Source organism: Halorubrum pallidum, assembly GCF_055380345.1.
In genome coordinates this window covers 492253-513118 of the sequence record NZ_AP043945.1, presented here as the reverse complement: position 1 = coordinate 513118, position 20866 = coordinate 492253, and the positions used below count along the sequence as shown (strand labels likewise).

The 20866-nt window shown below is 69.4% G+C and carries 20 protein-coding genes; 13 read left to right on the top strand and 7 right to left on the bottom strand.

Annotation, left to right across the window (positions count from 1 at the left end; translation table 11 throughout):
- Positions 1–3 precede the first annotated feature (3 nt).
- Both ACZ45C_RS04175 and ACZ45C_RS04170 read right to left on the bottom strand, forming a co-directional pair.
- Positions 4–2466, bottom strand: a complete 2463-nt coding sequence (locus ACZ45C_RS04175) for a heavy metal translocating P-type ATPase (protein WP_460559232.1) — start codon at positions 2464–2466, stop codon at positions 4–6.
- Positions 2467–2589: 123 nt separating this feature from the next.
- Positions 2590–2787, bottom strand: a complete 198-nt coding sequence (locus ACZ45C_RS04170) for a hypothetical protein (RefSeq protein WP_460559230.1) — start codon at positions 2785–2787, stop codon at positions 2590–2592.
- Positions 2788–2885: 98 nt separating this feature from the next.
- Here ACZ45C_RS04170 and ACZ45C_RS04165 point away from each other — a divergent pair, with 98 nt between their 5' ends.
- The 5 genes from ACZ45C_RS04165 to ACZ45C_RS04145 all read left to right on the top strand — a co-directional run bounded on the left by ACZ45C_RS04165 (position 2886) and on the right by ACZ45C_RS04145 (position 5922).
- Positions 2886–3059, top strand: a complete 174-nt coding sequence (locus tag ACZ45C_RS04165; protein ID WP_460559228.1) for a hypothetical protein — start codon at positions 2886–2888, stop codon at positions 3057–3059.
- 6 nt (positions 3060–3065) lie between these two features.
- Positions 3066–3578 carry a cytochrome c oxidase subunit II gene (locus ACZ45C_RS04160; RefSeq protein WP_460559226.1) on the top strand — a complete coding sequence of 171 codons (513 nt, stop codon included), beginning with the start codon at positions 3066–3068 and terminating at the stop codon, positions 3576–3578.
- Positions 3575–5368: a b(o/a)3-type cytochrome-c oxidase subunit 1 gene (locus ACZ45C_RS04155; RefSeq protein ID WP_460559224.1), complete on the top strand. Its 1794-nt coding sequence runs from the start codon at positions 3575–3577 to the stop codon at positions 5366–5368. The genes ACZ45C_RS04160 and ACZ45C_RS04155 overlap by 4 nt, the downstream gene beginning before the upstream one ends.
- Positions 5365–5577, top strand: coding sequence for a CbaC protein (locus tag ACZ45C_RS04150; RefSeq protein ID WP_460559222.1), 213 nt, complete (start codon positions 5365–5367; stop codon positions 5575–5577). Before ACZ45C_RS04155 ends, ACZ45C_RS04150 begins: the two co-directional genes overlap by 4 nt.
- A gap of 78 nt (positions 5578–5655) precedes the next feature.
- Complete coding sequence (locus ACZ45C_RS04145; RefSeq protein ID WP_460559220.1) at positions 5656–5922, top strand: DUF7542 family protein; 267 nt, start codon at positions 5656–5658, stop codon at positions 5920–5922.
- Positions 5923–5950: 28 nt separating this feature from the next.
- On the opposite strand, the gene glmM is transcribed toward ACZ45C_RS04145, so the two are convergent.
- Positions 5951–7315 (bottom strand): phosphoglucosamine mutase, encoded by a 1365-nt coding sequence (gene glmM, locus ACZ45C_RS04140; RefSeq protein ID WP_460559218.1) that lies wholly within the window; start codon positions 7313–7315, stop codon positions 5951–5953.
- A 126-nt stretch (positions 7316–7441) separates the two neighbouring features.
- Here glmM and ACZ45C_RS04135 point away from each other — a divergent pair, with 126 nt between their 5' ends.
- The gene (locus ACZ45C_RS04135; RefSeq protein ID WP_460559216.1) at positions 7442–8029 is read left to right on the top strand and encodes a hypothetical protein; all 588 of its coding nucleotides are present in this window, start codon (positions 7442–7444) and stop codon (positions 8027–8029) included.
- Between the two features lie 40 nt (positions 8030–8069).
- On the opposite strand, the gene ACZ45C_RS04130 is transcribed toward ACZ45C_RS04135, so the two are convergent.
- The 4 genes from ACZ45C_RS04130 to ACZ45C_RS04115 form a co-directional block, all read right to left on the bottom strand.
- Positions 8070–8678 (bottom strand): DUF7504 family protein, encoded by a 609-nt coding sequence (locus ACZ45C_RS04130; RefSeq protein WP_460559214.1) that lies wholly within the window; start codon positions 8676–8678, stop codon positions 8070–8072.
- 43 nt (positions 8679–8721) lie between these two features.
- Entirely contained in the window at positions 8722–9114 is a 393-nt protein-coding gene (locus ACZ45C_RS04125; protein ID WP_460559212.1) for a hypothetical protein, read from the bottom strand.
- Positions 9114–9809, bottom strand: coding sequence for an RAD55 family ATPase (locus ACZ45C_RS04120; RefSeq protein WP_460559210.1), 696 nt, complete (start codon positions 9807–9809; stop codon positions 9114–9116). Before ACZ45C_RS04120 ends, ACZ45C_RS04125 begins: the two co-directional genes overlap by 1 nt.
- Positions 9810–9950: 141 nt before the next feature.
- On the bottom strand, positions 9951–10445 hold the full coding sequence (locus ACZ45C_RS04115; RefSeq protein WP_460559208.1) for a chemotaxis protein CheW: 495 nt from the start codon (positions 10443–10445) through the stop codon (positions 9951–9953).
- 102 nt (positions 10446–10547) lie between these two features.
- Here ACZ45C_RS04115 and cheB point away from each other — a divergent pair, with 102 nt between their 5' ends.
- The 7 genes from cheB (at position 10548) to ACZ45C_RS04080 (ending at position 20812) form a co-directional block, all read left to right on the top strand.
- The gene (gene cheB / locus ACZ45C_RS04110; protein ID WP_460559206.1) at positions 10548–11663 is read left to right on the top strand and encodes a chemotaxis-specific protein-glutamate methyltransferase CheB; all 1116 of its coding nucleotides are present in this window, start codon (positions 10548–10550) and stop codon (positions 11661–11663) included.
- The gene (locus ACZ45C_RS04105; RefSeq protein WP_460559204.1) at positions 11663–13939 is read left to right on the top strand and encodes an ATP-binding protein; all 2277 of its coding nucleotides are present in this window, start codon (positions 11663–11665) and stop codon (positions 13937–13939) included. The genes cheB and ACZ45C_RS04105 overlap by 1 nt, the downstream gene beginning before the upstream one ends.
- A complete protein-coding gene (locus tag ACZ45C_RS04100; RefSeq protein ID WP_460559202.1) occupies positions 13936–14739 on the top strand; it encodes a CheR family methyltransferase in 804 nt (267 codons plus the stop codon). Before ACZ45C_RS04105 ends, ACZ45C_RS04100 begins: the two co-directional genes overlap by 4 nt.
- Positions 14739–15947 carry a HEAT repeat domain-containing protein gene (locus ACZ45C_RS04095; RefSeq protein WP_460559200.1) on the top strand — a complete coding sequence of 403 codons (1209 nt, stop codon included), beginning with the start codon at positions 14739–14741 and terminating at the stop codon, positions 15945–15947. The genes ACZ45C_RS04100 and ACZ45C_RS04095 overlap by 1 nt, the downstream gene beginning before the upstream one ends.
- A complete protein-coding gene (locus tag ACZ45C_RS04090) occupies positions 15948–16814 on the top strand; it encodes a CheF family chemotaxis protein (RefSeq protein ID WP_460559198.1) in 867 nt (288 codons plus the stop codon).
- 348 nt (positions 16815–17162) lie between these two features.
- Positions 17163–19187 carry a hydantoinase/oxoprolinase family protein gene (locus ACZ45C_RS04085; protein WP_460559196.1) on the top strand — a complete coding sequence of 675 codons (2025 nt, stop codon included), beginning with the start codon at positions 17163–17165 and terminating at the stop codon, positions 19185–19187.
- Positions 19184–20812: a hydantoinase B/oxoprolinase family protein gene (locus ACZ45C_RS04080; protein ID WP_460559194.1), complete on the top strand. Its 1629-nt coding sequence runs from the start codon at positions 19184–19186 to the stop codon at positions 20810–20812. The genes ACZ45C_RS04085 and ACZ45C_RS04080 overlap by 4 nt, the downstream gene beginning before the upstream one ends.
- Positions 20813–20866: the final 54 nt, after the last annotated feature.

Sequence of the window (20866 nt, the reverse complement as noted above, 5' to 3'; positions counted from 1 at the left end):
GGGTCAGTCCGAGACCACGCTGCGGGCGGAGTTCGTCACCACGAGGAGACTGCTCGTCGCCATCGCGAGCGCCGCGAGGAGCGGGTTGAGCACGCCAGCGACGGCCATGGGGATCGCGACCGCGTTGTAACAGAACGCCCAGCCCAGGTTCTGTTTGAGCCGGCGGTTCGTCCCGCGCGTGACCGCGAACAGCTCCGGGATGGCCGAGAGCCGGTCGTCGAGTAAGACGGCGTCGGCGGCGTCCGCCGCCAGATCGGTCCCGCTCGCGATCGAGACGCCGATGTCGGCGGCCGCGAGCGCCGGCGCGTCGTTGCTCCCGTCGCCGACCATCGCGACGCGCTCCGTCGCGGCGAGCCGACGAACCGTCTCGGCTTTCGCCTCCGGCGGGACCTCGGCGAACGTCTCGTCGACGGCCGCGTGCGCGTCGAACCGCCGGGCCGCCTCTGGCGCGTCGCCGGTGAGAACGACGACGCGCCGACCGTCGGCGGCGAGGTCGTTCACCACGTCCTCCCACCCGTCGCGGACCTCGTCGCCGACGACGAGGACCCCGCGAACGGCCCCGTCCCAGCCGACGTACGCCGGGACGTTGCCCGCGCGTTCGGCCGCCTCGCCGGCCTCCAAGAGCGCGTCGGGAACCCGCCACGACTCCCCCGCGAACAGCGACCGGTGGCCGACGACGATTTCGGTGTCGTCCACGCGGCCGGCGACCCCGCGGTCCGTCACCTCGACGTCGGCGGCAGGCGGGGCACCCGACCGCTCGGGGTCGACGGGATCGCCCGTCTCCGCCGCGGTCGTCCCGCCGTCTGCGACCGGGTCTCGCCCGTCCGCGGTCGCCGACTCGCAGCCACTCGCCGCGACCCCCTCGACGATCGCCTCGGCGACCGGGTGCGGAGAGGCGCGCTCGACCGCCGCGGCGCGGCGGCGGACTTCGGTGGCGTCGGCCGTCTCGGCATCTCCAGGGAGTGAGTCGCTCCCGCCGAGCGTGACCGTGTCGAGCAGCCGCATCTGCCCGTCGGTGAGCGTCCCCGTCTTGTCGAGGACGACCGTGTCGACGTCGGCGGCGTCCTCGAAGACGGCGTCGGAGACGATCACGATCCCGCGGCGCGCGGCGTCGCGGATGCCGGCGGCGATCGCGAGCGGCGTCGCGAGCCCGAGCGCGCACGGACACGAGACGATGAGTACCGTGAGCCCGACGAGCGCGGACTCCGTCGGCGACGCGCCGAGCGCGGCGGTCGCGAGCGTCGAGAGGGCCGCGACGACGACGACGAGCGGGACGAACACGGTCGCGACCTTGTCGACGAGCCGCTGGATGCCGGACCGGGAACTCTGGATCTCCCACAGCAGTCGCACGAGGGTGTCGAGCGTGCTCGTGGCGTCCGCGCCGGTCTCGACGACGATCGGCGCGTCCGTGACCACCGTGCCGCCGCGCACGGCGTCGCCCTCGCGTTTCGTCGCCGGCAGCGACTCGCCCGTGATGAGCGCCTCGTCGACGGCGGCGCTCCCCTCGACGACGGTGCCGTCGACCGGCACCCGCTCGCCCGGACGCACGAGGAGTCGGTCGCCGGGACCGATCGCGTCCACCGGGACCGTCTCGCCGGACTCGGTGCGGGCCTCGCGGTCGGTCGCAGTCGTCAGGTCGCTGAGCGCACCGGTCGCCCGCCGCTTGATCCGCGACTCGTAGTGGTTCCCGGCGGTGACGACGAGAACGACAGCGATCGTCACGTCGAAGTACAGGTCGGTCCGGCCGAGGAACATCGCGAGCGTGCTGTACGCGTACGAGCTCGTCGCCGCTAGCGACACCAACAGGTCCATGTTGGGCTGACGCGCGCGGAGGCTAACGTACGCCCCCCTGAGGATCGGATACCCGGTGTAAAACAGCACGATGGAGGCGAACACCCACACCTGCGCGAACAGGTAGGTCCCCGAGACGCCGCCGATGTCGAGGATCGGATCGAACCCGAAGTAGGTCGGATACAGGACGAGGACGTACCACAGCATCGCCATCATCCCGAAGAAGCCGCCGCCGATGAGGAACCGGACGACCGCCGCGCCGTCGCCGTCGGGGTCCGGGTCCGCTCGGTCGCTCGCGGTGTACCCCGCGACGGACAGCCGGTCGGGAAGCGCCTCGGCGGACACCGCGTCGGGGTCGTAATCGACGCGGATCGTGTCCGTCGCGTAGCTCGCCTCGGCCGCCGCGACGCCGGGCTGATCGCCCGCCGTCATCTCTAAGAACGACTCGCAGGTCGCACAGTGCATCCCGTCGACGTGGAGGAACGCCGTCTCCCCGTCGAACTCGTCGTCGGGCTCCGCGTCCGGCCGGCGCTCCTCGATCTCGTCGAGACCGTCGACGTCGTCGAGCGAGCGCGCGACGGCGAGACACCCCCGACAGCAGAACTCGCCGTCGACGTCGGGGGAAGTGTGAGGATCGGCTCCCGTCGGCAGGTCACAGAGCGTGCAAGTTGTCATTCAGGCGTGTCGCCGCCGGCGCGTCGTTCCGATCGGCACGGCTTCGTCGCGAGTGTGTCGCGGGCGGTAGGGGCCGGCCGTTCGTAGTGGTTCGCTACCACGCGTCGCTGTTTCGAGGTGTCGTCACGCGTCGTCCGCGTCCGCAGTCCCGCCCATCGGACCGAAGCTTCCGCCGGTGGCGATCCGGAGGCTCCCCCAGATGAGAAGCACGTTCACGAGCGTGATCGCCACGACGAGTTCCGCGCGGTCGGCGATGAACACCACGGCTGGAATGAGTCCACCCAACACGAGCAACAGCGCCTGTTGGAGCGAGAAGTCCATGCGAGAAGGCGGGGCGCGACCGTCATAGGTAACGGCAAAGTTCCCACATCGTGAGAACGAGTCGATCGTATATGTCCGGATGCGCGTAACCCAACTCCATGGGTCAAAACGAGACCGCACACGCCGCAGACGACGTGGGCGGTGACGACGCGGAGTTCGATCCGGTCGGCACGCTCACGCTCATCGGGATCTACTTCGCGATCCTCGTGTTGTCGTGGGTGTACATCTACTACATCGAGTTCCTCGGTCGCGATCTCGTCGTGGTGGGGTGACGATCTATGCACATTCACGCCTACGAGAAGCTCTGGCTCGCGTGCTCGGTCCTGTTGATCCTGTTTCTGATCGGCACGGTCACGTACGGCGCGGTCGGGCCGGGCGTCGCGATGGTGGCCGACAGCGAACAGCCGATCGACGCACAGAACCTCGACGAGGACGATCGGTTCTCGGACCCGCGCGTCGAGCAAGTGGGCGAAAACGAGTACGCGGCGTACGTCGTCGCCTACCAGTTCGGATTCAGCCCCGATCCGATCGTCGTTCCCGAAAACAGCAGGGTGACGTTCTACGTCACCTCGCGGGACGTGACTCACGGCTTCGAGGTCGCAGGGACGAACGCGAACACGATGGTGATCCCGGGCGAGGTGTCGAAACTCACCGTCGAGACCGACGAACCGCAGGAGTACGGGCTCATCTGTAACGAGTACTGCGGGGCGGCTCACCACGCGATGGAGGGGAAAGTCACCGTGGTCAGCCAGTCCGAGTTCGAGTCCCAGCAAGGGGGTGACAGCGAATGAGCGAGGCCATCGAAGGCGATCGGACCTTCGTTGACGAGTTCCCCGAGGAGGCGCGGATCGTCAGATCCGCGCTTCTCGGGTCCTTCCTCGCGCTCTTTTTGGGCGCGGTGTTCGGGATCATCCAGACGCTCCACCGGACCGGGGTCTTCCGGGGGATCATCTCCTCGACCGACTACTACACCTCCCTGACCGCCCACGGCGTGTTCCTGGCGATCAGCTTCACGACGTTCTTCCTCGTCGGACTGTTCACCTGGGCGCTCGTTCGGAGCCTCGACCGGCCGCTCATCGACATCCGAATCACGTGGACCTGGTACGCCATGATGGCGATCGGGATGACGATGACCGGGGTCTCGATCCTCGCCGGCTTCGTCGACTCGATCGACATGAGCGCCGACGTGCTGTTCACGTTCTACGCGCCGCTTCAGGCGCACCCGCTGTTTTACACGGGGCTCGCCGTGTTCATCGTGGGATCGTGGATCGCCGGCGCGGACTGGTTCCGGACGTTCCTCGCGTGGAAGCGCGAGCACCCCGACGAGCGCATCCCGCTGCAGACGTTCATGGTGCTGACGACGATGGCGATGTGGTACATCGCGTCTTCGGCCGTGGCCGCCTCAGTGCTGATCTTCCTGCTCCCCTGGTCGCTCGGGTTTATCGATCAGGTGAACCCGACGCTCACGCGGACGCTGTTCTGGTTCTTCGGCCATCCGGTCGTGTACTTCTGGCTGATGCCGGCGTACCTGCTTTGGTACACCGTCTTACCCAAGCTCGCCGGCGGGCGGCTGTTCAGCGACCCGCTCGCGCGGGTCGTGTTCGTGCTGTTCCTCCTGCTTTCGACGCCGGTCGGGATCCACCACCAGTACCTCGATCCGGGCATCGCGGAGGGGTTCAAGTTCATCTCGATGACGAACACGATGTTCCTGCTGCTTCCGAGCCTGCTCACGGCGTTCACGGTGGTCGCGAGCGTCGAGTACGGTGCCCGACAGCGCGGCGGGACCGGCCTGCTCGGTTGGCTCACCGATCTCCCGTGGCGCAAGCCGGAGTTCACCGGGATGATGCTCGCCGGACTGATGTTCGCGGCCGGCGGCTTCTCGGGGATGGTGAACGCCGGGATGAACATCAACTACATGATCCACAACACGATCTGGGTCCCGGGACACTTCCACCTCACCGTGGGGACCGCCGTGGCGCTCACGTTCATGGCGGCGACCTACTGGATCTGGCCGCAGATCTCGAACAAGCCGATCTACAGCCGAACGATCGGACTGTTCCAGGTCGTCCTGTGGTTCATCGGCATGGCGCTCATGTCCAACGCGATGCACGCGCAGGGGATCCTCGGCGTTCCGCGCCGGACCGCGGAGCCGGAGTACTCGGGCTTCGACTACCCGACGATGTTCGGGGGCTTCGAGGAACTCAACGTCCAGATCGCGATCGGCGGGACGCTGCTCTTCGTCTCGACCGTGCTGTTCATCGCGAACCTCGTGCTCACGATGGGTAATCCGAGAGTCTCCGGGCTCGCCGAGTCGCTTCCCCCGGCGCTCTCCGGCCCCGACGACGCGCCGCAGGTGCTCGACAGACTCCGGCTGTGGGTCGGGATCGCGCTCGCGCTCGTCGTCCTCGCGTACGCGCTGCCGCTCGCGGCGATCATCAACCGCGGCGGGCTCCTCGGGTCGGGCGTCGGCACTTACCCGGTGTGGCTCGCACCCCTGCTCGACGCGCTGGTGGGCGCCGTGGCCCCCCTCGCCGACGCGGTGAGCGACGCGACGGCCGCGCTCGTCGGGGTGGTCCGATGACCCTCGACGTGAGTCGCGGCGGCCTCCTCGTGACGCTCGCCGTCTTCGGCGTGATCGTCTACGAGATGCGGACCGTGCTCGATTTCGTCGGCATCGAACTGCCGCTCATCCCGTACATGGCCGCCGTCTTCGCGCTCGCCGGGCTGACGGTCTGGATCGTCTCGCTCACGGGCGGGTGGCGGACCGAGCCGAGCGACGACCCGGCGTAACGCCGATCGTCCACGCCGCCCCGTATCCCGGCTCGTGCATCGACAACCGTAGGTACCCCCAGGAGCTACCGATACCGCATGGACCGGACCCGCGTCACCGTCACGTGTGTCGACTGCTCGTTCGAATCGAGATACGACGGGCTCCCCAGCGCGCGCGTCGCGCTCGACGATCACGAGTCGACGACGGGTCACGACACGACGTGGACGATCGGCGCGCTCGCGGACGGCGTGACGCGGGCCGGGGCCGACGCGGGCGTCTGCGGTCGGCCGGAGTGTACCAACGAAGCCTCGCCGCTCGTCGATCCGTCGCGGCCGAACTCGTGGGACAACGACAACGAGTCGTAGTGGAGACAGGAGACGTTCGCGACGGGTGTTACCGACCGCTCTCGACGGCGACCCGCATGTCCATCGCGAGCCGTTCGGCGCGGTCGGCGTCGGCCGATTCGGCGTAGATCCGGATCTTCGGCTCCGTCCCCGAGGGGCGCACGAGCACCCACGCGTCGCCGTAGTCGAGCCGGTAGCCGTCGGTGGTGTTCGGCTCGGCGTCCGCGGTCTCCACGTACGCCCGCGCGGCCGAGAGCATCTCGTCGCGCTCGTCGCCGTCGGCGTACTCCACGTTGAGCCGCACGAAGTGGTAGTCGGTGTAGGGGTCGACGACATCGCTTACCGGCGCGCCGTCGGCGGCCGCGAGCAGTTCGAGGAACCGCGCGCCGATGTACGGCCCGTCGCGGGAGAGCCGATACGGCGGGAAGAACACGCCGCCGTTGCCCTCGCCGGCGATGGGGACGGTCGTCCCCTCGGCGTGTAGCTCTCGCGTGCGAGTGATGATGTTCGTCGCGCCGATGGGAGTGAGTTCGAGGTCGGCGCCCCTGTTCGCACACACGTCGACGAGCCGCTGGGAGACGTTGACCGCGCTGACGACGGCGTCGCCGGGGTCGAGGCAGGCGTCGGCCATCGCCGCGAAGGAGGTGTCGCCGTCGACGAACGCTCCCGTCTCGTCGACGAAGACGGCGCGGTCGGCGTCGCCGTCGTGAGCGATTCCCACGTCCGCGTCGGAGGTCGCGACGAGCCGAGAGAGGTCGGCGAGGTGTTCGGGGACGGGCTCCGACTCCCGGCCCGGAAAGTGACCGTCGGGCGTCGCGTTCACCGTCAGCACGTCACAGCCCAGTTCGCGGTATATCCGAGGCGACGCCACCGAGGCCGCGCCGTGTCCCGGGTCGATCGCGACCGTGAGGTCAGCGTCGTCGACGGCCTCGACGTCGACCGCGTCGGCGAGTTGGGCGACGTAGTCGTCGACGACGCCGCCGACCCGCGTGGTCGCGCCGGCGGTTCGCCAGTCGGCGTGGTCGTACTCGTCGTCGAGCACGCGGCGCTCGACGCGTTCGAGCACGCCGACGGACAGCTCGACGCCGTCGTCGCCGACGAGCTTGATCCCGTTGAACTCCGGGGGGTTGTGCGAGGCGGTGACCAAGACGCAGGGGACCGCCGCCGACTCGCAGTAGTTCCCGACCGCCGGCGTCGGCACCACCCCGAGCCGGTCGACGTCACAGCCGACGGCGGCGAGGCCGCTCGCGGCCGCGTTGGCGAACAGCTCGCCGGTGGTGCGGGTGTCGCGGGCGACGGCAACGCGGTCGGCGTCCCACACCGACCCCGCCGCCTTCGCGATGTCGAGGACGAGCTCCGGCGTGAGGTACCGAAGTGCGACCCCGCGAATGCCGCTGGATCCGAACAGCTCCATGGGCGGTCATGGACCGCCCGACGGGAAAGCGGTTCCGAACCGGGTGGAATCGAGGGGAGGGACGCCGCGGCGTGACCGTCGAGGGGTCGCCGTGCGGTTCAAACCCGTGCCGCCCCACTCGCTCGCATGGAGCACACGCGACGCGATCTGTTGGGAAGCGGAACCCTCGCCGCGGTCGGTCTCGCCGGCTGTCTCGACTTCGCGGCCGGCGACGGTCCGCAGGGACCCGAGGGAACGCCGGAGACGCTGACCTGCGAGGACGATTCGTTCGTCCGGCTCGACCCCCCGATCGACGGCCCGATCGAGGGAACGGTCGTCGAGACCCCGTCGACGACGGTGGAACTGTCGAGCGAGGGCTCCGCGGAGACGTACGGACAGTCGATTCGGGTGGTGCTTCGAAACACCGGAGACGCGGCGACGACGACGCTCGGCGAGCACGCGTACGCGATACAGCGCGAGACGGAGTCGGGCTGGCTCGAGGTCAGAGGGTCGACCACGGGTGAGTCAGCGGAACTCCCGCAGTCCGAGGAGGCGTTCAAGACGACCGGCGCGTACAGCTGGGAGATACGACTCGACGAGGCGGCGATAGCGTCGGCGGTTCCCGACCTCGTTGTCGACGTCTGTCCCCCGCTCGGACCGGGAACACACCGGTTCGTCTACTGGGGTATCGTCGACGCGCCGCCGCTCGGCGTCGAGTTCGATCTGATCGGGTGAACGCGACGCGGAGGGCAGGCGGACCGCGTCCGCTCCGAACTCAGTACGGCGTCCACTCCGAGGGCTGTTCCACGCGTCCGCGGACCCGGAACTCCCGGTCGTCGCCGTCGACGCGCGTTTCGAGGACGACCTCGAACGGCTCGTGGAGGGTGTGAACGACCTGCTCGTCGTGGGCGGTCGAGTTGAGCACGCCGACGAAGGGCCACCCCTCGCCCGAGGTCTGTGAAGTCAGCACGCGGGTGAACTGGTAGATCCGCTCTGGGTCCCAGTACATCAACAGCTGCGAGAGAGAGTAGACGCCGACGGCGCGCTCGCGGCCGGCGGAGGACTCGACGACGTCGGTGAACTTGATCCCGATGTCGGTGAGGTTCCCCGCGCTGGCGACGTACTTCGTCGACGGGGTGTCGGCGCGCTTGTCGCCCTGTTCGTGCGTGACGCAGTCGATGACGATCAGGTCGTCTCCGGTGCGGCCGGTGATCGACTCGTAGTCGCTACGGACCTTCTCCGCGGTTCGGCCCGTCGAGATCACGACCGGACCGTCCGTCCACTCGGCGAGCAGTCGGGTGAACAGGTCGTACTTCCCGCTCATCGGAGGGCCGCTGACGAGGACGCTGTCCGCGTCCCGGACCGCGTCGGGAAGTACGGTCATGTGTCTGGATTGTAGCGAGGGCGGGTAAAACCCTTCCGAGGATTCACTTACGGAGCATCGACGGGAATTCGAGCGAAGACGGCGGCCCCTCCCGCGGTCGCTTCGTGAGAGACAGCTCCGTCAGCGCCCCGGGCAACGCGGCGGAGACGGGAGCGACGCGAGGCGCGCCGCCGCCGTCGACCAGCTCGTCCCACACCGCCTGCGGGTCGTCGGCGCCGGCCTCGGCGGCGGCCTCCAGCGCCTTCGTCCGCCCCTCGTCGTAGGCGAGTTCGACGAGACTCCGGTCGTACGCGCTGTCGAACGCCTCCAGCACTCGGTCCAGTTCTGCCGGCTGCCCGCGACCGATCTCGGCGGCGACGCCGAGCGCGAACGCCCGTTCGACCGCCTCCTCGCGCTCGAGGCCGTCCCAGTCGGTTCCGAACGTGCGGTCGTACATCAGTGCGTCACCGTCGCGGCCGCCCCCACGCGGAGTCCGCCGTCGGTGAACTCGACGTCTTGGATGTCCGTGTTCACGTCGGTGCCGCGCATCTTCAGCACCTGTATCCCGCGGCGCATCCCCTCGTCTTCGAGGTAGTTGTGCATGAAGACGACGCCGTGCGCGAGGTAGTGCTCCTCGGAGTACGCGCTCGGATCGGTCATCTCGGAGATGAGAAGGGTGGTCGCGTCGGTCCGCTTCAGCGAGGAGAGCAGCTGGACCATGGTGTCCTCGTCGTCGTCGAGGAGAAAACGCAACAGCATCGTGGAGTCGAAGACGACCCGGTCGATGTCGCGGGAGTTGATGAATCCGGTGAGGCGGTTCGTGACGCCGGAGTGGTCCCGACGCTCACCCGGGAGTCCGAAGAAGCGACGGCCGTCCGACGAGAACGAATCGAGGAAGGTGACCCGGTCGGTGTCGAGGGCGCGGTCGAACCCGAAATCGTACTCGCTCATGTCGCGGCGGATCCCCGCTTTGGTCTCGTGCATGCTGATGTACAGCACGTCCTCGCCGTTGCGAGCGCCCTGTGCCGCGAACTGCGAACAGAACGTGGTCTTCCCGCTTCCGGGCGGTCCGCTCACGACGTAGAGGCGGCTCTCCGGGAATCCGCCGTCGACGAGGTCGTCGAACCCGGGGACGCCGCTTGATGCGCGCATACGAAGTGGCTGGCCAGCCGCCGCATAAGGATTTGCTCCCGGTTCTCACGGGTGAGAACGGCGGGCGAACGGGAGCGTCGGGAGCACGGCGGGAGGCGAGAGCGCAGCGGTGGCGATCGGTTCCACTGCGGCGACGCCGCCCTACGCCTCGACCGACTCTCCGCCCGCGTCGTCGGACGACGAGTCGACGACGTCACCGATGTCGAGGCCGTCGACGTCCGGCGAGACCCAGACGACGAACCGGTCGTCCGACTTGACGATCCCGCGGACGCCCTCGTCTTCGACCGTCGTCCCTCGGTCGACGTCTTCGGGCGCGACGTCGCGGACCTGGAACACCTCGTCGACCATCCAGCCGACGGTACCGCCCTCGTCGATCTCGTCGTCGTCGAAGACGACGATCCGCTCGCGGGGGCCGTCCTCCTCGATGGCGAACAGCGTCTTCGGATCGACGATCGTCGTCGTTCGTCCGCGGAGGTCCATCACGCCCTCGACGTGGTCGGGTGAGTTCGGAATCCGCGTGAGTTCGCCGGCGTCGACGATCTCGTCGATCACGCCGATATCCAGACAGTACGTCCCGTCGCCCAGACCGAACTCGAGTACCTTCGTCGGTTCGGCGTCCGCTTCCGTGGCTGCCATACGAACCCGTGCGACCAAGTCACCAATAACCGTGTCCCCTGAATTATCACCAGTGATTAGCGGGGGCGTGCATTTATGCTGATTCTGCGACCGCTTCCGTGTATGAGCAGGACGACGGATCGGCGGGGGAGCCGCGACGGATCACCGCGGGTGGTTGTCGTCGACGACTCGCCGTTCATGCGCGGGCTGATCGCCGACCTCCTGACCGACGCGGGAGTCGCGGTCGTCGGGGAGGCGGGCGACGGCGCGGAGGCGCTGTCGGTGGTTGCCGAGACGCGTCCCGACGTGGTGACGATGGACGTAGAGATGCCCGGAATGGGCGGTCTGGAGGCCGTCGAACGGCTGATGGACGAGACGCCGACGCCCGTGCTGATGCTGTCTGCGCACACGGACGAGGGGGCGGAAGTGACCTTCGAGGCGCTCGAACGCGGCGCGGTCGACTTCTTCTCGAAGCCCGGCGGAGAGGTCTCGACCGGCGTCTCCCGGGAGTCCGAGCGGCTGGTCGAGGCCGTCAGATCGGTCGCCGGTGCGGACCTCGCCGCGGCGACCCGGGACCGACGCGAGAACGCGGCGACCGCGTCGGCCGGCGGGTCGGCGGAGACGCCGGCCTCGACGGGGGGGTCGACGGCCGCGACGGCGGCCGACCTCGACGAACCGCTGACGGTCGTGATCGGCGCGTCGACCGGCGGGCCGAACGCGGTCGAACGCGTCATGTCGGCGCTGCCGATGGCCGACTGCCGGATCGTCATCGTCCAACACATGCCGGAGGCGTTCACGCCCCGCTTCGCCGACCGGCTGGACGCCGCCTCGGCGTACGACGTACGGGAGGCGAGCGACGGGGCCCGGATCGGTGCCGGCGAGGCGATGGTCGCTCGCGGCGGGAGCCACACCCGGATCGACAGCTACCGCGCGGGTCGGCTCCGCGTCAAGCTCGACGAGGACGACTCGCAGTCGGTCTCGCCGGCAGCCGACGTCACGATGCGCTCCGCGGCCGAGGTCGTCGACGACCCGCTCGTCGGCGTCGTGTTGACCGGGATGGGTTCCGACGCGGCCGACGGGATCCGAGCGATGGCCGACGCCGGCGCGCGGACGATAGCCCAGAGCGAGGACACCTGCGTCATCTACGGGATGCCGAAGCGCGCGGTCGAGACCGGCGGCGTCGACGAGGTCGCGGACCTCGATGACGTCGCCGGAGCGATCGTGGGGGGTGAGGCCTGATGGACTCACATCGCGCCGCGTTCGTCGCCGAGGCTGAAGACGGGATCACGGACCTCAACAACGCGCTGCTCGCGCTCGAGTCCGACCCCGAAGACGCCGCGGCGATGGACGACGTGTTCCGGGTCGCACACACCCTGAAGGGGAACGCCGCGGCGATGGGGTACGAGGACGTCTCGTCGTTCGGTCACGCCCTGGAGGACTTACTCGACGCGATCAGACAGGGCGACCGCGAGGTGACGCCCGAGGTCATGGACCTCCTCTTCGAGGGCGTCGACACCGTCGAGGCGATGGTCGCCGAGATCGCCGAAACCGGAGAGGTGACGACCGACCCGTCGGACCTCGAAGCGCGCCTCCGCGAGATGGAAGAGACCGGGACCGTCCGCGGGAGCGGTGCCGAAGCGGCCGAAGGAGGCGACGCGGACGACGGTGCGGACGACAGTGCGGACGCCGGCGACAGGGACGCCGTCGATGCCGCCGAAGCGGACGACGCCGGCGACGGGGACACCGTCGATGACGCCGAAGCGGACGACGGCGCGGAGACGGGGAGCGACGGGGTCCCCGTTCCCGACCTCCCCTCGGGCGTCTCGGACCTCCCCGATCCCGTCGTGTACGTGGACGTGACGATAGGCGAGACCGCGATGGCGGGCGTCGACGCCGCGCTCGTGTTGCAGGCGCTCGACGGGCAGTTCGGCGAGCACGTCACGGTACCCGATCCCGAGGCGCTGGAGGACGGGGAGTACGAGGAGCGGTTCGACGCCTTCGTCGGCGGCGCCGACCCCGACGTGGTCGCCGAGGGGCTCGGCGCGCTCACGCAGGTCGAGTCGATCGAGACGGCGCTCGTCGAAGACGGCGACGCGGGCGATGTCGGAGGGACTTCGGAGGCCGGTGACGCGGCCGCCGCTGACGGCACCGAAGACATCGCCGAGACGGAAGGCACGGACGGCGATGGGTCCGAAAATGCCGAAAACGCCGGGGACGGCTCGCCCGACTCCAAGTCCGGCGACGAGATCAAGTCGATCCGAGTCGACGTCGACCAGGTCGACGAGCTGTACGGGCTCGTCGAGCAGTTGGTGACGAGCCGGATCAAGCTCCGGCGGGAACTGGAGGCACTGGACGCGCAGTCGGACGCCTTAGACGAACTCGACAAGCTCGCTTCCAGCCTGCAGGACACCGCGATGGACATGCGGCTCATCCCCTTTTCGCAGGTGTCGGACTCGTTCCCGCGGCTGGTCCGCGATATCTCGCGGGACCTCGACAAGCGGATCGACTTCGAGATCGAGGGCGACGACGTCGAACTCGACCGAACCATCCTGACCGAGATGCGGGACCCGCTCGTCCACGTCCTGCGGAACGCCGTCGACCACGGGATCGAGTCGCCCGACGAGCGCGAGGCCGCCGGGAAAGAGCCGACCGGACACGTCCGGCTCACGGCCGAGCGCGAGCGCGACCACGTCATCATCGAGGTCGCCGACGACGGCGGCGGACTCGACCCCGACCAGCTCCGCGAGAAGGCGGTCGACGAGGGGGTCAAGAGCAGGGAGGCGGTCGAGGCGATGGACGACGACGAGGCCTACGATCTGGTGTTCCACCCCGGCTTCTCCACCGCGGAGGAGATCACCGACGTCTCCGGTCGCGGCGTCGGGATGGACGTGGTGCGGACGACCGCGCGCGACCTCGACGGCTCCGTCGCCGTCGAGAGCGAACCCGGCGAGGGGACGACGGTCCGGTTCCGGCTCCCGGTCACCGTCGCCATCGTGAAGGTGATGTTCGTCGACGTCGGCGGCACCGAGTACGGGATCCCGATAAAGTCGATCGCGGAGGTCGCGCGCGCAGACGACGTGGAGGAGGTCCACGGCGACGAGATCGTCCGTCACGAAGACGATCTGTACCCCGTGATCAGGCTGAACGACCGCCTCGCCGCGGCCGGCTCCGGTGCGGGCGGATCCGCCGCTGGCGGGCCCGGCGAGGCCGCGGCACCCGACGGCGGAACCGTCGTCGACGTCGGAGACGATGCAGCCGAGGTCGTCGGAGACGCGTCCGGAGCCGTCGCCGAGAGCGATAGTGGCGGGGCCGCCGGGAGCGACGACACCGGAATGCTCGTCCGGATCCGCGAGGAGACTCGGCAGGTGGCGCTCCACTGTGACGCCGTGTTGGATCAGGAGGAGGTCGTCGTGAAACCGCTCGACGGACCGCTGTCGGGAACGCCGGGGCTCAGCGGCACGGCGGTCCTCGGCGACGGCGACGTCGTGGCCGTCCTCGATGTGGTGAGCCTATGAGCAGCGAAACCCCGTTCGAGGGCGTGCTGCGTCAGATCGACGACACGGTGCCGTTCGAGCCGGGGTACTACAACGAGTCGTACCTCGATCGGCGGATCACGGCGCGGATGCGTCGCCGCGACACCGAGTCGCACGCGGAGTACGAACGGCTGTTGCGCGACGACGAGGAGGAGCGACAGGCGCTGATGGACGCGCTCACGATCAACGTGACTGAGTTCTTCCGGAACCCCGAGATGTGGGACGTGCTCCGCGGCGTGCTCCGCGAGAAGACGGAAGAGAAGCGCCGCGTCCGCGTCTGGTCGGCCCCCTCGGCCGACGGGCGAGAGGCGTACTCGGTCGCGATGCTGGCCTGCGACGATCCCGAGATCGACGAGTCGCGCGTCGAGGTGCTCGGCTCCGACATCAGCGAGGAGGCCCTCGACAACGCTCGGACGGGCGAGTACCACACCACCAGAACGACGGACATCGCGGCGGAGCTCGAACCGCTGTCGGACCCCGACCGGTACGTCGAACGGGACGGGGACACCTTCCGAGTCAGGTCGGCGGTCCGTCGGCTCGTCGACTTCGAGACGCACGACCTGATCCGCGACGGCGCGCGCGACCCCTTCGACGTGGTGTTGTGTCGCAATCTGCTGATCTACATCGACGTCGACCACAAGGGCTCGCTGTTCGGCACGCTGGAGGCGTCGCTTTCCGACGACGGCGTTCTCGTCCTCGGGATGACGGAGAGCGTTCCGCCGGACCGGACGGAGAGGTACGAGCCGATCGACAAGCGCCGGCGGGTGTTCGAGAGGGTCTGATGTCCCTGTACCAACACGCGCGGGACGGAAACGTCGAGCGACTCAGGGACGCGATAGGCAGCGACAGCGCCGCGGTCAGGCGACGGGCGGCCGAGTTCCTCGGAGAGGTCGGCGACGCGAACGAACAGGCGACCGTCGACGCGCTGCTCCGGACGGCGACGGACGACGAGGACGGACAGGTTCGCGGTGCCGCGGTCGACGCGCTCGACGAACTCGGAGACGGTGCGCTCGAACAGTTGCTCTCGGAACTCACCGGAACGACGAGTTCGGAGGCCGAGTGGGTGACGGCGAGGAAGTTCGCGCGCGCGTTACAGGCGGACCGGCCCGAGCTGCGGATGGCCGCGGCGAACGCGCTCGGTCGACTCGACGACGCGGGCGGTCTCTCGCACCTCGTCGACGCGCTCGATGACGACGACCCGCGCGTCAGGCTCCGCGCCGCACAGGCCTGCGGGACGTTCGCGGACCCCCGCGCAGTCCCCGGACTCGCCGGTCGACTCGACGACGACCCGCGCGTCAGGCGAGCCGCGGCGAACGCGCTCGGCAACATCGGCACCGACCGGGCGCTCGCGCCGCTCTTGGACCTGCTCGACGATCCAGACGAGTCGCTTCGGCGGATCGCGGCGGGCGCGCTCGGGAAGGCGAACAACCCGGAACCAGTCGAACCGCTCGCGCGGGCGCTCGGTGACGAGAGCGCGATAGTGCGCAACGCCGCGGTGTACTCGATAATCGAACTGCTCTCGAACGTCCCGACCCAGCAGAGCCACGCGGTTCGCGACCGCGTTGTCTCCGAGCTGAAGTCGGCCGACGACGAGACCGTGGTCGAACCGCTCGTCGAGATCCTCACCGAGGGCCAACAGAGCCGACAGCGACGGAACGCGGCGTGGATTCTCGGGCGAGTCGCAGAGTCGGATTCGAAGCTGGCGGTCGAGGCGCTCGCGGAGGCGCTCGCGGACGACGACGCACAGACCGCACAGTTCGCGGCCACGAGCCTCAAGAACCTCGGCGGGCCGATAGTCGAGGACCGACTGCTCGACCGGCTCGGGACGGAACACCCCGAGGACGCTCGGGCGAAGGCGGTGTTCGTGTTGGGTCAGGTGGGCGGACAGGAGACGCTGAACCGGCTCGAAGACCTCACCGACGACGAGAGTTCCGCCGTCAGAAAGCGGGTGTTCTCCGCGGTCTCGAAGCTTCGAGCGGGGGGACCGTAGATGTCCGACAGCGAGTACAAGGTCACGGACACGCAGGGGCGGTTCGCGGTCGCCGTCCGGGAGGGGCGGAAGGTGAGCGACGTCTCGTGGACGCCGGGACGGATACTCCTCTCGAACCGACGGTTGATCTTAGCCGGCAACGACGGAAAGCGAACGATACCGCTCTCGGACCTCCGCGGGCTCGGCGGCCGACACGACGCGAACCAGTCGGTCGCGCGCGTGTCCAACTACGTGAGCTTCGACCTCGGCGATCAGGTGCTGTTGGTCACGACCGCCGAACACGAGGAGTTCGAGCGCGACGTCTACCGGGCGTTACTCGACCAGCGGACCGTGATGGCGAAACACCCGGCGATCGAGGGCGGCGTGGTTCAGGATTCGGAGTGGGAGCAGGCCCGGATGAAGATAGACGACAACGGGCTCAACGCGGCGCTCGAAGGCGGCGCGTTCGTGAAGTTCGATCTCGACGACATCAGCGGACTCGACGCGGCCAAGCGCACCGTCAACGGCGAGAAAAAGCCCGTCATCGAGGTGTCACACACCGACGACGAGGGGACGAGCATCGAGACGCACGTCGCGGGCCAGTCGAACCGTATGCGGTTCGTCGAGGCGTGGCTCCGCAAGGGCGAGGAGCGAAGCTCGACGAACGTCGATCTGTCCAGCCGCGATCGCGAGGTGTTGATGGCGTTGTACTCCGGCGTCTCGCCGTTCGAGATCCCGTCGTTCCTCGGGATGGACGTCGACGACGTCGAGGAGACGTTCGAGCGACTCATCGACATCGAAGTGGTGGAGGAGGTGCGGGTGCGACGCGAGGTGGCGTTGAACTCCCGGGGGCGCAACATCGCCAGCGAGGCGATGAACGAGCAGTGAACTACCCGGTCCCGCTTCACTCGGACGAAGCTGATCCCGCTCGTTGAGGAGGGGATTTCGCGTGGACTCATACCGGGGGCGTCGTCCGCGACGCGGAGGCCGTCGGCGTGGATCGTCTCGTCGGCTCCGAGACCCACACGCGCCAGACCGGCCGGCCCGTGCCGTGTCGACCTCCCGTTTCGCGGGCACGAAGAAGTTCGAACGCGTCGTTCGGCGTGCGACGCGAGACGCGAAATCGGCTCCGACGCCCGAGGTTAAGTTCACAGGGACACGAACACCGCCATGATCCAGCGGATCGCGGTGCCTCTCGACCGGGACGCGACGGGCAGGTGTGAGGGGGCGATGTAGATGGAGGCGAGACGGATCGGGGTCGACGTCGGCGGGACGTTCACCGACGTGGCGCTGTCGCTCGACGGCGAGATCGTGACGGCGAAGGTCCCGAGCACCGCCGACCAGAGCGAGGGAGTGATAGCCGGGATCGAGACGGCCTGTGCGGAGGCGGGCGTCGACCCGGAGCGCGTGGACGAGTTCTCGCACGCGATGACCGTCTCGGTGAACGCGCTCCTCGAAGAGAACGGCGCGCGGACCGCGCTCGTCACGACCGAGGGGTTCCGAGACGTGCTGGAGATCGGGCGACAGGAGCGGCCGTCGCTGTACGACCTCGACGCCGAGAAGCCGACGCCGCTCGTCCCGAGACGCCGCCGCTTCGAGGTGTCCGAGCGAGCGACGACCGAGGGGGTCGAGCGGCCCGTCGACGACGGCGAGGTTCGGTCGATCGCCGAGCGTGTCCGCGAGACTGACGCCGAGTCCGTCGCGGTCTCGCTGCTGCACGCCTACGCGCACCCCGAGAACGAAACGCGCGTCGCGGAGGTGCTGCGAGAGGAACTCGACGTGCCAGTGTCGGCCTCGAACGAGGTCCTCGCCGAGTTCCGGGAGTACGAGCGGACGTCGACGACGGTCGTCGACGCGTACGTGCGGCCGGCGATAGACCGATACGTCGGTCGTCTCACCGAGCGGGCGCGGGATCTCGGCCTGCCGCAGCCGCAGATCATGCAGGCGAACGGGGGGATAACCGACGCCGACGCGGTCAGGCGAAACGCCGTCACGACCGTGCTCTCGGGCCCCGCCGCGGGCGTCGTGGGTGCGAGCGCGATGGCGGGCGGAGGGGACGACGCCGACGGGCGCGAGGGGCTCGTCACCTTCGATATGGGCGGAACGTCGAGCGACGTGAGCCTCGTCCGCGACGGCGAGGTCGAGCGGACGACGACGGGCGTGATCAACGAGCGGCCTATCAAGACGCCGATGGTCGACGTCGAGACCGTCGGAGCGGGCGGGGGATCGATCGCGCGGGTCGACGCCGGCGGAGCGCTCCGGATCGGTCCGCGGTCCGCCGGAGCGGATCCCGGTCCCGCCTGCTACGGAAGGGGAGGCACGGAGCCGACCGTCACCGACGCGAACCTCGTCTTGGGGTACATCGGGTCGAGCACGAGCCTCGGCGGAGATCTGTCGCTCGACGAGGACGGCGCCTTCGACGCGCTCGCCGGACTCGCCGAGGAGGCTGGGCTGGCCGGCCCGTTGGAGGCCGCCCGCGGAGTCCACCGCGTCGCGAACGCGAACATGACCCGAGCGATCCGGTCGGTGACCGTCGAGCGGGGGCACGACCCGCGGACGTTCGGTCTCGTCGCGTTCGGCGGAGCCGGGCCGATGCACGCGATCGCGATCGCCGACGGCCTCGACATCGACCGGATAGTGATCCCGCGCGCGTCGGGCGTCCTGTCCGCGTACGGCCTGCTCGCGGCCGACGAGAAACGCGACGCGGTTCGTACGCACCAGCGCCCGCTCGCCGACGTGGATCCCGACGACGTCGACGCCGTGTACGACGCCCTGTCCGAGGAGTTGCTGACGGAGGTCAGCGACCGCGACGCGGCGGCCGTGCGTCACGCCGCGGATCTCAGATACGCCGGACAGAGCTTCGAACTCACCGTGGACGTCGAGCGCCCCTTCGACGCCGCGAACGCCCGAGAGCGGTTCGATGCGGCCCACGAGGCCGCGTACGGCTACCGGGCCGACGAGCCGATCGACCTGGTGAACTGTCGCGTGACGGCCACGGTCGCGCGGGACGCGCCGCCGGTCGCGTACGCGGCCGACGGCGATCCGCTGTCGGGCTCCCGGGAGGCGGTGTTCGCGGGCGAGGTCCGCGAGACGCCGGTGTACGAGCGGGGGAGATTGGCACCGCAGCACGCGGGTGAGCGGTCGCCGATCGAGGGTCCCGCGGTCGTCGAGGGCGACGAGAGCACGGTCGTCGTCCCGCCGGGATGGGGCGTGCGGGTTCGCGGCGACGGCGCGCTGATCGCGGAGGTGAGCGACGCGTGAGCGACGGACCGACGACGCCGGGTGGCGACCGGAAGGGCGTGGATCCGGTAACTCTAGAGATCCTCCGGAACCAACTGGAGAGCGTCGCAACGGAGATGGGACACGTGCTCATCCGCGGGGCGTACTCGCCGAATATCAAGGAGCGACAGGACTGCTCGACGGCGCTGTTCGATTCGGCCGGGCGGATGGTCGCGCAGGCCGAACACATCCCGGTCCACCTCGGCGCGATGCCCGACGCGGTCGAGACGGTCCTCCGGAAGGACCCGAATCCGGGAGACGTCTTCGTCGTCAACGACCCGTTCGCGGGCGGAACGCACCTCCCGGACGTCACGCTGGTCTCGACGATCGCGCCCGACGGCGAGGGTATCGGGTTCGCGGTGTCGCGGGCGCACCACGCCGACGTGGGCGGTAGCACACCGGGGAGCATGCCGCCGGGCGCGCGCGAGATCTACGAGGAGGGGCTTCGGCTGCCCGCAGTTCGGCTCGTCGCCGGCGGAGAGCCGAACGAGGCGGTCCTCGACCTGATCCGGGCGAACGTCCGGACGCCGGACGAGCGCGAGGCGGACCTCCGAGCGCAGCGCGCCGCGAACTCGCGTGCCGAAGCGCGGGTCGGCGAGTTGCTCGACGAGCACGGCTCCGCCCTGCTCGACGCGTTCGACGCCGTCATCGACTACTCTCGCGAGCGCGTCGAGGCCGAGTTCGAGGCGCTTCCGGACGGCACGTACCGAGCGCGGGACGTCCTCGAAGGCGACGGGGTGACGGACGACGAGGTGCCGATCGCGGTGACCGCCACCGTCGACGGGACCACGATCGACGTCGACTTCGCCGGGACTGCGGACCAGGTCGCGGGCAACCTCAACGCGCCGCTGTCGGTCGCGAAGAGCGCGGTCTACTTCGTCGTCCGCGCGATAACCGATCCGGACATTCCGCCGAATCACGGGTGTTACGAGCCGGTGTCGGTGTCGGCGCCCGAGGGGTCGGTTCTCAATCCGGAGCCGCCGGCCGCGGTCGTCGGCGGCAACGTCGAGACCAGCCAGCGGGTCATGGACGTGACGCTGGCGGCGCTCGCCGCGGCGGTCCCCGACGCGATACCGGCCGGCGGACAGGGGACGATGAACAACCTCATCATCGGCGACCGAGCCGGGTCGTTCACCTACTACGAGACGATCGGCGGCGGGTTCGGGGCCCGCCCCGGGAGAGACGGCATGGACGGCGTGCAGGTCGGGATGACGAACACGCTCAACACGCCCGCGGAGGCGATGGAGACCGAGTACCCGCTCCGGGTCGAACGGTACGCGCTGCGTCCGGGAAGCGGCGGAGACGGCCGACACCGCGGCGGGTTGGGCCTCGAACGGACCGTCACCGTCGAGACCGACGCCACCGTCTCGGTGCTGACGGAGCGCCGGCGGACGGCTCCAGCGGGACTCGACGGCGGCGAGGACGGCGCGACCGGGGAGAACCTCGTCGACGGCGACACCGTCCCCGCGAAGGCATCCGTCGACGTCGAGGCCGGGACGACCGTCTCGATCCGGACGCCCGGCGGCGGCGGACACGGCGACCCCGACGAGCGCGACCCGGCGGCGAGGGATCGCGACCGACGCGACGGGAAGGTAGACGATCGGTGACCGGCGTCGGTGTCGGTTCCGTCGGCCGGCGAACCACGCTTAAGTCACCGCCGC